The sequence below is a fragment of the Bradyrhizobium sp. CCBAU 25338 genome, assembly GCF_028128965.1.
Taxonomy (GTDB): Bacteria; Pseudomonadota; Alphaproteobacteria; order Rhizobiales; family Xanthobacteraceae; genus Bradyrhizobium; species Bradyrhizobium liaoningense.
The window spans coordinates 75,917-89,048 of the sequence record NZ_LFKY01000001.1 but is presented as its reverse complement, the minus strand read 5'-3'; the positions used below and the strand labels follow the sequence as shown (position 1 = coordinate 89,048).

The following is a 13,132-nucleotide window of genomic DNA, read 5'->3' as shown; positions in this document are numbered from 1 at the left end:
ATGCTCGTATGCCTAGGGAGGAGGGAGGCTCGAGCCGTGACTTGGGGGTCTCAGTCACTCAACACGCACACCATCGCCGATCCCGCGGCCAAAGTATTTCATGAACCCCCGCCATTTCTCATTTCGCATGATCCACGAGAGGCCCGTACGCACGCGTGAGGCCGGGCCTTTGCGGCGTCGAGGTCAGGTCGCCGCCTGAGAGCTTGGACGACGCCCGACGCGCTCCGGATGGCGCTACGCCAGCACGCGCGTGTCAGGGCAGGTGTGGCGAGGCGTTGATGCCGGGTGTCAGGCCGGGTGCGATCTTCTCTGCCGGAGGAACCGCGGGCTCGCGCGTATAGGGAAGCGCCTCCACCTCGGGGCGCTGCTGCGCGGTCGCCTGGAGGCAGTCCGGACGAGGCGGGCGGCCTGCGCCGAATAGATCGGAGACGGGATCGACGAAGTTCGCGCGGAACCGGTCGAGCCAGGTTTGGCCCCCGCCCGCGGAGGGCTGCCGGATCGTCACCGTGGCTGTCATGCCGGAGACGAGCGGCACATCGGGTGGCACGGTGTCGATGGCGAGGCGAACCGGCACGCGCTGCGCGAGCCGCACCCAGGTATAGATCGGGTCCACGTTGGGCAGGCCCTGCGTGCCCGCGGCGGCGTTCGACACGCTGACGCCGCGCGTCACGGTCTTCACATGTCCCAATATCGGCTTGGGATAGCCGATCAGTTGGGCTTCGGCGCGATCGCCGACGCAAACCCGCGCCATCTTGGTTTCCTCGAAATAGCCGTCGATCCAGAAACTGTTGGAATCGATCACGGAAACGTTGCTGACGCCGGTGACGGCATAGTCTCCTGCGCGCAACAGGAGGTTGGTGACGTAACCATCGACCGGACTGACCACGCTCGTGCGCTTCAGGTTCAGCTCCGCCTGTGCGAACTGGTGCGCCGCCGCCTCGTAGGCAGCCTTCGCCTGCGCCGCGTTGCCTGCATAGATTTGCTGTTCTTCGGGCGTCGTCGCAAGATCGGACAGGTGCTGCCGGCGGTCGAACTCGGCCTGCTTCACCACGAGGTCCGCCGCCCGCTGGTCGACCAGAGCCTTGCCGACCCGAACGGCCACCTCGAAGTCGAACGGATCGATCACGTAGAGGACGTCGCCCTTGTGGACGAACTGGTTGTCGGCCACCCGAAGCTCCACGATCTTGCCTGCCACTTGCGGCGCCACGTTGGCGACCTGGACGCGGACGCTGCCGTTCCGTGTCCAGGGCGCGGTGACGTAGTGCTGCCAGGTTGAAGCCGCTATCAGAACTGCGACCAGTGCGATGCCGAGAGTCGCAAGGTGCCTGCCGGCACTGCGCATGAATCGGCCGGCCGCTTGGCGCAGTGGCCTCGTGGCGGGCGTCGCCCATGCCGAAGGTCTGATGCTGTCCGGTGTCCGATCGCTTGTGTCGCGCGCCACGGTCTCCGGCGCGTTTGAACCGTCCATGGAGTCTGCGGTAACGACCGGTGCTTCGGCTGGGGGTTCGCCATGAAGCGGGGTGACGTCCCGAGGCAGGGTAGCTCCCATGGCACTTCTCCCTAGAAGAACAGCGCGAGCGTGCCGAACATCGCCACGTAGAGGCAAAGTTCGGCCAGCGACGGGTTGCTGAAGACTCTCGCGAAGCCGACGAAGCGCAGCAGGGGACGAAGCATCAGGAACGCTAGCAGCGCGATTGCGGCATAGGAGACGATGGGGGCAATGAGCACGCCATCGATCACAAGCTCCCGATATGTGTTCGTCATGACTGTTTGCCTTGGCTGGGGGCGGTTGGAGACTGCGACGGTGCAAATACGGCGCTTGCCGGAACCAGCACGGCGATGGCCGAATTGGCGGACAGGTTGTTTCGCGATGCCACTTGGCGTATCGCCTCGGCAGCAGCGAGGATCGCGGCACCGTTACGCTGGGCGAGGGCCTCTCGCGCGTCCTGCACCGCCCGGGCGAGCGGCCCCTGGGTCAGCCGCTGCAGTTCGGCGCGGCAGCGCCGCAAGCTCTCAGCCTGGTCGAAACAGCGCATCGCCTTTGCTGCAATATCGCCATTGAGAGCGAAGGTGCCGTTTGCGGTCAGAATCTGTTCGATTCGCGCCGCGTCGCGAAACGCGGCTTCCTCTGGCGCGAGGTCTCGAACTTGCCAGCGGTGGACGTGGCCCAGTTCGCCCCTGGCTTCTCGCAGCAGCAGACGAACTCGCTGGTCGCCCGACAATGGAGGCAGCAGCATCTGCGCTGCGAGCACGAGCAGGGAAGACAGGCAGGCAAAGAAGCTCGTCACGAGAAATACCTCGGGGTCGTAGCTCTGCGGATTGGTCGGTGCGAGTACGGCGATCGTGAACACCAGGGTGAGCCGGCCGAGGGAAGACAGCAGCGGGTTCGGCAACGAGATCAGCAGCGCGAAGCCGATGACGACAGGCGCGAGACCGATCGCGAGCAGTTGAAATTCGGACACGCCGTTGAAGACGAAATATTTCAGGATGCCGGCCAGCGCGCAGGCGATCGGCATCGCCATTACCGTCACCATCGTGAAGGTGCGTGGCGCGGGCGCCGTCGAGCCGAGGCCGAGGATTACCGCGACGAGCGAGAGGCAGACCTCGGTGGTCGGCCAGCCTGTCAACACGAAGAAGAGCCCAATCAGCGCGAACGAGATCGCGGCCCGTGCGCCGGTTTCCGCCGCGATGCGGCCCGAGCGGTAGAGCGGCGCGCGCCATGCATGATATGGACGTATCCCTTCGTGCAGCGCATCGAGGCTGCTGCGGACCTGGGCAAACTTATGGCTGATCTCGCTGCGGAGCCAGGACCGGGAAATGGCCGTCAGCCTGGCCGCCTTCTGGCCCGGGTCCTCCGCACTCTGCGCGGGGGCGGACGTGACCGGGAGCGCCGCGAGCATCCGCCCAAGGGAGAGGACGCTGACGAGGTCGACCAGCGCGGAACGCGCGGCCGCGGTCCGTGCCGTGCCGATGCTCGATTCCGTCGTAAGGCTGGCGATCTCCGGACGTATCGCAGCGATGTCGTGCAACAGGCTCGCCGCAGCCACCGCGGAGTCACGGTCGGTACCGTGCGTGAGGGCCTTGACCCGGTCGTACAGCGCCTCGATGCGACCTGCCAGTACCGGATGATAGTCCGGCGCGGCCAGCACCTCGTTGACCAGCGCCACCGCAAGCACCCCGATGCCGATGGCGGCACCGCGCGCGATGCCGGTCGGAAACACCTGGAGCGGCGTGTCGATCTGCTGGATGGCGATCAGGGCGACGGTGATGCAGCAGAGCGCCGCCGCATAGGCACGATTGCCGTCCAGCATGGCGGCGACATAGACGCAGAGCCCGACCCAGATGCCGAGCACGGCGAGCAGGAGGCCGTCGGTCTGAGAAAACACGCCGGCGATCGCAATCGATGCCATGACCCCAATCGCCGTCGCGAGCAGCCGGTAACCGGCCTTTTCCATGCCCTGACCGCGTGTCGGCAAAGCCAGGATCGCCACGGTCAAGGCCGCTGACGAGGGGGATTCGAGCTCGAGCCAGAAGCTCGCATAGAGTGCGAGCAGCATCGCCAGCCATATCCGCAGCGCAAAGGTCCAGGAGCTTGCCGGGAAGCCGGCGAAGACCAACGGGGACGGCGCGGCAGCACTGGTGGCGTTCACGGGCATCGCGCCTCATCCGTTTTTCGGCAGAGCGTGCCGCCCGGCCGAAGTCGAGAAAGTCGAAAACGACTATGAGGTTTGCAGCTCCTGCCGGTATTTCCGGTCCACCAACCTAGTTGCCGGAATGCACGTCTGGTTGGGGACGAGAGCCATTGCGCAAGGGAGGGACAGACAGGCTACGGCGCGTGGCCTGCCAGCGCCTCTTCGAGGCAGCGGATGATCTCATCGCCGCTGGAGGGCTTGCCGAGAAAGCAATGCGCGCCCGCGGCCATTACGCGCTGGCGCACGGATTCGCTTGGAAAAGCCGTCATGAAGATGATCGGGAAACGGCGGCCAGCGGCGATCAACTGGGCCTGCAACTCATCGCCCGTGATGACCGGCATCTGCACGTCGGCGATCATGCATGCGGGATCGTCTCCCGGCGCATGCCGCAGGAAGTCCAGCCCGGACTCGTAGGCATCGGCCTCGTAGCCGAGCGAACGCACCAGGCTCGCAAGCGAAGCGCGAACGCCTTCGTCGTCGTCCACAATTGCAATCACAGGGGTCTTGGCCATTTGCGCTCAATCCTGACCGCGGTGTTCCGCAAGGCAAGGAGGATATCTCCCGTTGCGCGGCCGATAACGCCTTATGCACCCGGGGGCCGGACCGCCGAAATTATACTCAGGTTTGGTCCGTAGTCCTGCGGGTTTGGGAAACTCCGAGCGCCTCGGCCTTGCGAACGAGGTCGGCCAATGACCTAACCCCCATCTTGCGCATGACGTTCCCGCGGTGGATTTTGACCGTGATCTCGCTGAGGCCGATCAGGGCCGCCACCTGCTTGTTCATCAGGCCGGCGGTGACATGGCCCATCACCTCGCGTTCGCGCGCCGTCAGGGTCTCGTACTGGGCGCGGATGTCCTCCTTGGCCGCGGCTTCGGCACGGTGCTGCGCATCGCGCTCGAGCGCCGCGGTCACGGCATCAAGCATGTCCTGGTCGCGAAACGGTTTGGAAAGAAAGTCGACGGCGCCGGCCTTCATGGCACGCACCGACATCGGAATGTCCCCGTGGCCGGTCATGAAGATGATCGGATAGCTGATGCCCTGCCGGACGAACTGGCTCTGCAGATCGAGCCCGCTCACGCCCGGGAGGCGGACGTCCAGCACGATGCAGCCGGGACCGTCGGGCAGCGAGCCGGCAAGCAATTCGGCGGGCGAGCCGTACAGGCGCGTCTGGAGGCCAACGGATCGGAACAGGCTGTCGAGCGAGGCGCGGATGCCGGCGTCGTCGTCGACGACAATGACGATTGCGTTGGAGGGCTGGGCCGGCGGCTGCGCCTGGTTGGGTCGGGTCATGGCAGGGCGTGTTCTTGGCTAAATGGCAATGTCAGGTGGAATGTCGTTCCCGAGCCCGGAGTGCTCGCCACCGACAACCGGCCGCCGTGAGCTTCCACCGTGGTTCGGCAGATCGCAAGCCCCATGCCCATTCCGCCATCCTTCGTCGTGAAGAACGGATCAAACAGGCGCGGCAGGTCCTCAGGTTGGATGCCCGGGCCGCTATCCTGTACCATGATGGCGAGGGTTTCGCTGTCCTCGCTGCCGGCGCGCAGCGTGATGATGCGGGAACCGGGCTGGCCTGCCATGGCCTGGCCGGCATTGATCAGAAGATTGACCAGGACCTGTTGCAGCTGGACCCGGTCGCCGCGAATCGGTGGCAGATCGTGCTGCGACTCGACGGTGAGGGTGACCTGGTCCTTGGCGAGTTCGCGCGCAACCAGCGCAGTCGCCTCCTCGATGATCTCGCCGATTTGCAGCATATCCCGCTGGGGCGGGGCCTTCTTCAGAAAGGTGCGGATGCGGGTCACGATCTCGCTGGCGCGGCGGCCCTGAGCGACGACATGGCCGATCGTCGTCGTAACCTCCTTGAGATCGGGGACGTCGCGCCGCAGCCACCGCAAGCCGGCCTCGCCGCTGGTGACGATCGCCGCCAGCGGCTGGTTCACCTCATGCGCAATTGACGCGCTGAGCTCGCCGAGGGTTGCAACGCGTGCAGCATGAGCGAGCTCGACCTGCGCCGCGAGCAGCGCATCCTGCGCCTGCCGGCGTTCGGTAATGTCGACGACGAAGATGAGGACGTTATGATCTTCGTCGGATTGAGGCGGAAAGGTGATCGTGAACAGCACGGGGACCTTGCGTCCGTCGAGGCGCACGAGCTCGCTCTCCCCTTCGTGGAACTGCTCTCCTTCCGCGAATGCCACCAGCGCGTCGAGGAAACTGCGATCGTTCTCGCCCAGCAGCTTGTCCACGTTCTGGATGAAGGCCGCAGAGCTGCTTGCCCCCGCCATCTTCTGCAGGGCAGGATTGACGTCGGTAATTCTGGCAAGCCCACGGGCATGGCGGACCAAATCGGGATGTCGTGCCAGATATTCGCGCAGGTCCGCCCCTCGGGTCGGTAGCGAATGCAGCGCGGTCCGTAGTCCGCTCCAGTCTTCCTCTACGACGCCGATACGGCTTGCGTCGAACATTCGGCGGTATCGTTGCTCGCTCTGCACGAGCGCGCTGTGCGCCGCCACCTGGTCCGTGACGTCGGTGTGCGTTTCGAGCACGCCAACGGGTTTGCCGAGATGGTCGTGTTGCAGGGCCCAGCGGGCATCGACCGCGAGTATGGCACCGTCCTTCGTGCGCTGCTCAACCCTGCCTTCCCATCGCCCGGTATCGAGCAGGGTGGCCTCGATGACTTCCCTCCGGTCGGGATAGCTGGTTCGCAGAAGCTTGTCGGCGATCTGCCCGAGTGCCTCGTCGGTGGTCCAGCCGTAGGTCTGTTCCGCAGCCTTGTTCCAGAAATTGATCACGCCGGCGCGATCCCGGACGAAGATCATGTCATGCGAGAGGTTGAGCAGGCGAGCCTGCGCCGCCAGGCGATTGGTTGCGGCATGATTCTGGAGCGCGAGCAGCGTGGTGATTGCGATGGCCGCTAGGCTCACCAGGGCACGAAGGGCCGGTGAGCCGATGGGCTCGTGATCATGCGATAACAGATACGCGGTGATCGTCAGGGCGGCACAGCCGATCGCGGCGACGATGATGTCGTTGCGCCGGTTCGTCCTCGCCGCGAGCAGGATCGCAACGACGTAGAGAACCGCGACCGCACCTTCGAGCGGCGTCAGCACGTCGACCATGAAGACCGCGAAGGCGAGGACGGCGGACCAGAACCGCAGGCCGGTGCGGCTCATGGATGAACCCGTGGGCCGATCAAGGTTCGTCATCGTCGCAGGCGGGGTTTCTTCTCATTGCAGCCGCGTTGATGCCGCGATTTGATCGCGCCCACAATATCCCGCCAGCCGATTTTCGTGCCCTCTTGGAAGACCCCGTGGATAGTCGATCCGGCGCGGGCGGCGACACGGAGATTTCCCGGCGGAACAAGGCTTATCGGCGATTTTGCCGATCGCGGACGCGTCAACTTACCGCAGGCAGGGGGAGCTTCAGGGCTCGAGCGTGGGGCGGAGTGTTCCGCCCGCCCTCTCGCCCGGGGTCATACCTACGTATGACGCGATTAACCCGAGACCTTATCCATGCACCCGCGCGTAGAATGGAGCGCGCGGATCGCCGAACTACTCTGCTCCCATAGCATTCGGACAAGCCGGCCAGGCATTGCTGGTGCGAAATGGGACAAGGAGCCTCGACGATGTCGCTGCAGATATCATACTCGCAAAATGCCAAGGATCATGTCGCCGCCGCAATGGACGTCTTGCCCATCGACGGCCCGCAGCTGCGGTCATCGAAACGTTCGCCGCGCTCCGGCGAGGAGGCGGTGATGCTCTCTCTCGTGCATCTGGATGTTGCGCTGGCCATTGAGCCACCAGCACCGGATGTGCAGGGATCTGCCAGTGGCGGGCCGAGCTTCAGGGTGTCGGCAAAACGCCTTGCGCACGCGTCCGCGGAGTCTGATCGGGAGACGGGTGGGGAGGGAAGCGCGGACCCGGTGATGCGGCGCCTCTCGGATGCCCTCGCGGCAACCAAAGCCATGCACAATCCCCATTCCGCCATTCTCGTCGACGCATTGCGCCTGGCCATTCTTACCCGCAAGGCCAGTGGGGGGACGACGGTCGGACGAGGCCAGTCCGAGCCGGCCGAGAGTGACCGCGCAGGGCACGCCTGCCGGGCGGTGCGGTCGCTGCAAAAATGGCGCCTCAAGCGCGTCATGCAATACATCGACGACAATCTGGAGGCGAAGGTCACCTTGCAGCATCTGGCCGCCGTTGCCGGCCTCAGCCGGATGCACTTCGCCGCGCAGTTCCGGGCGGCCGTCGGCATGCGGCCGCACGAATATTTGCTGAAGCGGCGGATCGAGCGTGCTCAGGAATTGCTGCAGCGGCCGGACATCTCGCTCGTCGACATCGCCTTGACCGTCGGGTTCCAGACCCAGGCTCATTTCACGACAGTCTTCAAGCGCTTCGCTGGCAATACGCCATATCAATGGAGGAGTGCTCATCTTGCGCAATTTCTGCCGCTGCCGCGCCCCGAAGCGAGGGCGTCATGAACGGCATCGGTATGCAGGCCCTGTTGCTGCCGCTGCTCGGCATTCAGTCGGCGCTGGTGTACCACGAGCTTATGGGATTGTTCGAGATCGCGCGTGTCCTCGGTGCCTCCTATCGCTTTGCATCCTCGGGATCCGGGTTAGGCGCTCTTTACGGTCGCTTCACTCTGAACTTCTGCAGGACTATTGTCGGAGGCATCGCGCACTATGCATTGATGGACCGGTCGATCGAGGAGGCGATCCCGCAGCCTTGAAACAGAAGGCATTGGACTGATACGAGCGGTTCCGCAGTCGGCTCGACGGGCCAATTATGGCCGAGCGCTCCGAGATGCGCATGGCTAGCAGGTGTTCGAGGTCGATGTGCCGCTCAGTGACGGCAAGATTTACACTCGCAGGATGGCCTCAATCTCTTGCGCTGCTCTAAGCAGCGAGCGGTCTTGTCCGCGCGCGGAGATGACCTGAAGGCCAAATGGAAGTCCGCACCGATCCGTTCCGCACGGAATCGAAATCGCGGGCAGGTGGGCATGATTGATAAACGGCGTGAACACCGCGTGGGCACGCGGGCTCGCGGCTTTTCCGCCGATCATGTCCGGGCCGAGCTGCGTGAGCGGCCACGCGACGCATGGCACCGTCGGCGTCAGCAAGAGGTCAACTTCGGTGAAGAAAGCCGCGAAGGCATTGGCGATCGCAGCGCTCGCGAGCAGCGCTCCGGCAACCTCAGCACCCGACCAGGAGAGACCTCGCTCGATCTGCCTGGCGATGTCGGGATCGAAGATGGTGGGATCCTTGCGGAAGGAGTCGCCATAGAGTGCCGCGAGACCCGCATGCTGAAGCGGCATGATGGCGTCTTCCGTGGCGCCTGCCGGCCAGACGGGATCGCGTTGCGTGATGCACAAACCTGCCGCGGAAAGGCGGTCGATGGCGGAGGCGAGCCCATTCGCGACGACGTCATCAATCGCGACATCGAGGCCAAGGCGCGGCGAGAACGCGATGCGCCGACCGCCGATGTCTTCGGCCTGCAGCGCAACGACGGCAGAATCCGGATCGCGCGGATCGGCGCCGACCATGGCTTCGAACGCCAGTGCGATATCGGCCGCATCAGCTGCGATCGGCGCGATGACTGAGAGGCCAAAGAAGGGCTCGGCGAAACCTGGCCCATAGGGGATCGCGCCATAGGACGGCTTGAAGCCGGCGACCCCGACATGGGCTGGCGGCCTGCGGCTCGAGCCACCCGCATCGGTGCCGATCGCGAGCGGCACGAGGCCGGCGGCGACGGCCGCGGCCGGGCCGCCCGATGAGCCGCCGGGCGTCAGCGCGGGATCGAGGGGATGCCGCGTTGGCCCATACAGCGGCGAGGTGGTGACGCCCTTACAGGCGAACTCGGACGTTGCGCCGATGCCGACGACGACCGCTCCGGCCCTGCGCAGGCGCTCGATCGCGATGGCATCGTGCGGTGCGATGAAATCGCAGAACAGGCGCGAGCCCTGCGTCACACGCCAGCCGCCGACCCAGATGTTGTCTTTCACGATGACGGGGACGCCGGCGAGCGGCATCGCCTCGCCGGCACGCAGGCGTTCGTCGACCGTCGCAGCGTCGGCCAGCGTGCGTTCGGGATCGATCGTGACGACCGCGTTCAACTTCCTGGCTGTCTCGATGCGCGCGAGCGCGGCCTTTGCAGTCTCGACGGCGCTCGTCCGTCCAGCCGCGACATCGGCGGCGATCCCGCGGGCATTATGTGCTGGCATTGTCATGGCCTCCCCAGATCAGGGCCACCGTGCCGCAGAGGGCCAGGCACGCCAAGGCGAAGAAAGCGACGCCGAGGCTCGCGACACCATCCAGGATCGAAACCAGCGCGGGCGCCGCCAGCAGGCCGGCATAGGATGCGGTTAGCACCGCGCCGGTGGTTTCGCCGATCCGGTCTTGCGGGGCGAGGCGGGCGATCTCGGCAATGAAGACGCCGTTCCAGCCCGACGCCGTCAAGCCGAACAGCGCCGCAATCGCGAACTGCCAGGTGCGACTGAGCGATCCGCCGTCGAGGCCGAGCAGCGCGGCGCAGAAGGCCATGCCGAGACCGATGACGATGAGCACCATACGCGGAGCATCGAGCCGCATCGCCACAAATCCCCAGCCGAGCCTGCCGACAAGGCCGCCGGCTTGCGCGCAGGCGAGCGCCATGCCGGCCTCGATATGGCTGAGGCCGAGTTCACGGGTGCCAAGCGTGACGAACACCGTGTTGAGCGATACCTGCATCGCGCTGAACGGCATCGAGGCGAGTGCCAGCATCGCGATGCGCCGGTCCGCAGTCATCAGCGCCAGCCGCGCGCGGAGATCGAGCTTTGAGGGCGGGACGAGCTTGACGGCGTAGGCCGGCCGCAACCATTCAAACAGAACGATCGCCAGCAGCGCGCAGAGGCCCACCACCGCATAGCACCAGGCCGGCCCGAACGCGATGGCGATCGCGGGCAGGGCCAGCGAGCCGCAGACGGCGCCGATCTGGTTGCCGGTCTGGCGCACCGAAAACACGAAGGTGCGCCGCTCGGCGGTCACGAGCCGCGCCAGCAGCGCCGCGCTCGCCGGTGTCTCGGGCCCCATCGCAAGGCCAAGACAGATGCCCGCGGCCAGCAGGGCGGCGGTCGATCCGAGCGTGGCCAGCGCCATGGCGACGACGATGGCCGCCGCGCACAGGCTCGCGATCCGCAGCGAGCCGGCCCGCGCGATGAAGCCGCCGCCCCAGAACGAGGCCGGGATGCCGACGGCGAACACAGCGCAGGAGAACATCGAGAGCTGCCAGACCTCGATATGGGCGCGCGGCGCGACCACGCCAGGCGCGAACAAGGCAAACGCAACGAGGGCCTGCAGCAAGGTCATCGCGCCAAGGGCCGGCAGCAATGCGGGTGCTGGCCGAACGGCCGCGTTTCCGTCTACCATCGCGGCTTGCTCATGGGAGGAACAACGTGGCAGGCGGCATTTCCATTCACGCGGTCGATGTGGCGAGCGGGCGGCCGGCGCAGGGGTTGCGCGTCGAGATCTGGCGGATCGATCCGGACTCCGCGCGCATCGCCGACGGGCGGCTCGGCGCCAACGGCGTGCTCGATCATCCCGTCGCGCAAGGCGCTGGCGTGACGGCCGGCGAGTACGAGGTGCTGTTTCATCTCGGCGAGTTCTTTGGCGACAGCGACGGTTTCCTGACCGTGACGCCGTTCCGGTTCCGCATCAAGAACGTTGACGAGCATTTTCATCTGCCGCTGAAATTCACGCGCTGGGGCTACTCGCTGTTTCGCGGTGCCTGATCAGTTCGTCAGCCGCCGCGACAGGCCGGTGACGCGCTCCATGATCGCAACCAGCGCGATGGTGGCGATGATCAGCACGCCCGAGAGGGCCGCGATGGTGACATCCAGCTTGCCTTCGAGATCCTGCCACATCCGGATCGGCAGCATGTCGGTCGCGGCATCGCGCAGGAACAGCGACACCGGCACGTTGTCGAAGGACGACATGAAGGCGATGAAGGCGCCGGCGATGATGCCGGGCCGGATCAGCGGCAGCACGATGCGGCGGAACGTGTAGAGACGGCTTGCCCCCAGCACGGCCGAGCTTTCGAGCAGGGTCGGCTCGAGCTGGGCGAGGGCCGCGACCGTGTTGCGCACGACATAGGGGACGCAGACCACGGTGTGTCCGATCACCAGCGTCAGCGGCGACACCGGCAGGCCGACCAGCGAGAACAGCATCAGGGCGGCAAGGCCGAAGGCGAGCGCCGGCAAGACCAGCGGCGACATGAAGAGGGAATCGAGCAGCCGTGCGGACAGCGTCCGCGACCGCGAGATTGCGAGCGCCGCCGCGCCGCCGAGCACGACGGAGAGGCCCGTCGCCCATAACGCCACGATCAGGCTGTTTTTCGCCGCGAAATGCAGCTGCCAGGCATTCCACAATTCGGCGTACCAACGCAGCGAATAGCCGGGCGGCGGGAAGCGCAGCGAGAAGCCGCTGGTGAAGGAGACAATCAGAACGACAAGCGACGGCGCGATGATGATCATCAGCGCGATCACCGCGGTCACGGTCATGACCAGCTCGAAGCTCAGGGCTTCCAGGGTACGCCTGCGGCCGCTCATCACGCGCCTCCATAGCCGCGCGACAGGCGGCCGAGCGTGGTGAAGACCGAGACGACCGCGAGCACGGCGAGCAGGAAGATGATCGAGATCGCCGCCGCAAACGGCCAGTTCTGGAGCGTGGAGGCTTGCTGATAGAGATACATCGGCATGAACAGCATCTGCCCGCCGCCGACCAGGGACTGGGTGATGAAGGCGGTGATCGCGGCGGCATAGGTCAGCGTGCAGCCGGCGATTACGCCGGGCAATGACAATGGCAGCACGACACGGAAGAAGGTGCGCCAGCTTCCAGCGCCTAGCGAGCAGGAGGCATCGTCGAGATTGGGGTCGATGCGGCCGAGCGCGGTGATCAGCGGCAGCGTCATCAGCGGCATCTGCACCTGCGCCAGCGCGATCACCACGCCGAACTGTGTATAGAGCAGTTTTAATGGGGTATCGATGATCCCGAGCGATTGCAGTGTCGCATTGATGATGCCTTGGCGGCCCAGGATGACGATCCAGGCGAAGGTGCGGACGACTACGCTGGTCAAAAGCGGCAGCAGCACGATCAGGATGATGATGGTCTGAAGCTTTGGTCCGACTCGTTGATAGAGCCACGCGATGGGAAAGCCGAGCACGAGACAGACGGCGGTTACCTCGGCGCCCAGCAGCAGCGTCGAGCCGAGCACGCCCAGGCTGAATGGATCGGTGAGAAAGTGCAGGTACTGGCCGAGCCCCCAGTGGAGCCCGGCCGTGTCGTTGTGCAGCGAGAGCCAGAACAATTGCAGCAGCGGCGCGACGAAGAAGAGGAGGAAGAACAGCGCCAGCGGCGCTGCCAATCCCATCCCGTAGGATGTCACATCGCGTGATGCCGGTGCTGCACCCATGGC

Annotated in this window: 13 protein-coding genes; 3 read left to right on the top strand and 10 right to left on the bottom strand. The window is 65.5% G+C overall.

The genetic code is table 11. The features are described from left to right. Nucleotides 1–253: 253 nt before the first annotated feature. The 6 genes from ACM42_RS00380 to ACM42_RS00355 form a co-directional block, all read right to left on the bottom strand. Nucleotides 254–1,549, bottom strand: coding sequence for a biotin/lipoyl-binding protein (locus tag ACM42_RS00380; protein WP_271526155.1), 1,296 nt, complete (start codon nt 1,547–1,549; stop codon nt 254–256). Between the two features lie 11 nt (nt 1,550–1,560). Then, a complete protein-coding gene (locus ACM42_RS00375; protein WP_271526154.1) occupies nt 1,561–1,764 on the bottom strand; it encodes a DUF1656 domain-containing protein in 204 nt (67 codons plus the stop codon). After that, the gene (locus tag ACM42_RS00370; RefSeq protein ID WP_271526153.1) at nt 1,761–3,656 is read right to left on the bottom strand and encodes an FUSC family protein; all 1,896 of its coding nucleotides are present in this window, start codon (nt 3,654–3,656) and stop codon (nt 1,761–1,763) included. The genes ACM42_RS00375 and ACM42_RS00370 overlap by 4 nt, the downstream gene beginning before the upstream one ends. 170 nt (nt 3,657–3,826) lie before the next feature. After that, nucleotides 3,827–4,204, bottom strand: coding sequence for a response regulator transcription factor (locus ACM42_RS00365; protein WP_194388129.1), 378 nt, complete (start codon nt 4,202–4,204; stop codon nt 3,827–3,829). Nucleotides 4,205–4,310: 106 nt separating this feature from the next. Further along, nucleotides 4,311–4,982: a response regulator transcription factor gene (locus ACM42_RS00360; protein ID WP_271526152.1), complete on the bottom strand. Its 672-nt coding sequence runs from the start codon at nt 4,980–4,982 to the stop codon at nt 4,311–4,313. Further along, nucleotides 4,979–6,889: a PAS domain-containing sensor histidine kinase gene (locus ACM42_RS00355; RefSeq protein WP_442868878.1), complete on the bottom strand. Its 1,911-nt coding sequence runs from the start codon at nt 6,887–6,889 to the stop codon at nt 4,979–4,981. The genes ACM42_RS00360 and ACM42_RS00355 overlap by 4 nt, the downstream gene beginning before the upstream one ends. A gap of 419 nt (nt 6,890–7,308) precedes the next feature. On the opposite strand from ACM42_RS00355, the gene ACM42_RS00350 reads away from it, so the two are divergent. Then, on the top strand, nt 7,309–8,163 hold the full coding sequence (locus tag ACM42_RS00350) for a helix-turn-helix domain-containing protein (RefSeq protein ID WP_271526150.1): 855 nt from the start codon (nt 7,309–7,311) through the stop codon (nt 8,161–8,163). Further along, on the top strand, nt 8,160–8,414 hold the full coding sequence (locus tag ACM42_RS00345; protein WP_271526149.1) for a hypothetical protein: 255 nt from the start codon (nt 8,160–8,162) through the stop codon (nt 8,412–8,414). The genes ACM42_RS00350 and ACM42_RS00345 overlap by 4 nt, the downstream gene beginning before the upstream one ends. Nucleotides 8,415–8,543: 129 nt before the next feature. On the opposite strand, the gene ACM42_RS00340 is transcribed toward ACM42_RS00345, so the two are convergent. Together ACM42_RS00340 and ACM42_RS00335 are read right to left on the bottom strand one after the other, a co-directional pair. Next, nucleotides 8,544–9,911, bottom strand: a complete 1,368-nt coding sequence (locus tag ACM42_RS00340) for an amidase (RefSeq protein WP_271526148.1) — start codon at nt 9,909–9,911, stop codon at nt 8,544–8,546. Beyond that, nucleotides 9,892–11,088: an MFS transporter gene (locus ACM42_RS00335; RefSeq protein ID WP_271526147.1), complete on the bottom strand. Its 1,197-nt coding sequence runs from the start codon at nt 11,086–11,088 to the stop codon at nt 9,892–9,894. The genes ACM42_RS00340 and ACM42_RS00335 overlap by 20 nt, the downstream gene beginning before the upstream one ends. Nucleotides 11,089–11,114: 26 nt before the next feature. On the opposite strand from ACM42_RS00335, the gene ACM42_RS00330 reads away from it, so the two are divergent. Continuing rightward, a complete protein-coding gene (locus tag ACM42_RS00330) occupies nt 11,115–11,450 on the top strand; it encodes a hydroxyisourate hydrolase (RefSeq protein ID WP_271526146.1) in 336 nt (111 codons plus the stop codon). On the opposite strand, the gene ACM42_RS00325 is transcribed toward ACM42_RS00330, so the two are convergent. Next, nucleotides 11,451–12,266 carry an ABC transporter permease gene (locus ACM42_RS00325; protein WP_271526145.1) on the bottom strand — a complete coding sequence of 272 codons (816 nt, stop codon included), beginning with the start codon at nt 12,264–12,266 and terminating at the stop codon, nt 11,451–11,453. Next, nucleotides 12,266–13,129, bottom strand: coding sequence for an ABC transporter permease (locus ACM42_RS00320; RefSeq protein ID WP_271526144.1), 864 nt, complete (start codon nt 13,127–13,129; stop codon nt 12,266–12,268). Before ACM42_RS00320 ends, ACM42_RS00325 begins: the two co-directional genes overlap by 1 nt. Nucleotides 13,130–13,132 lie beyond the last annotated feature (3 nt).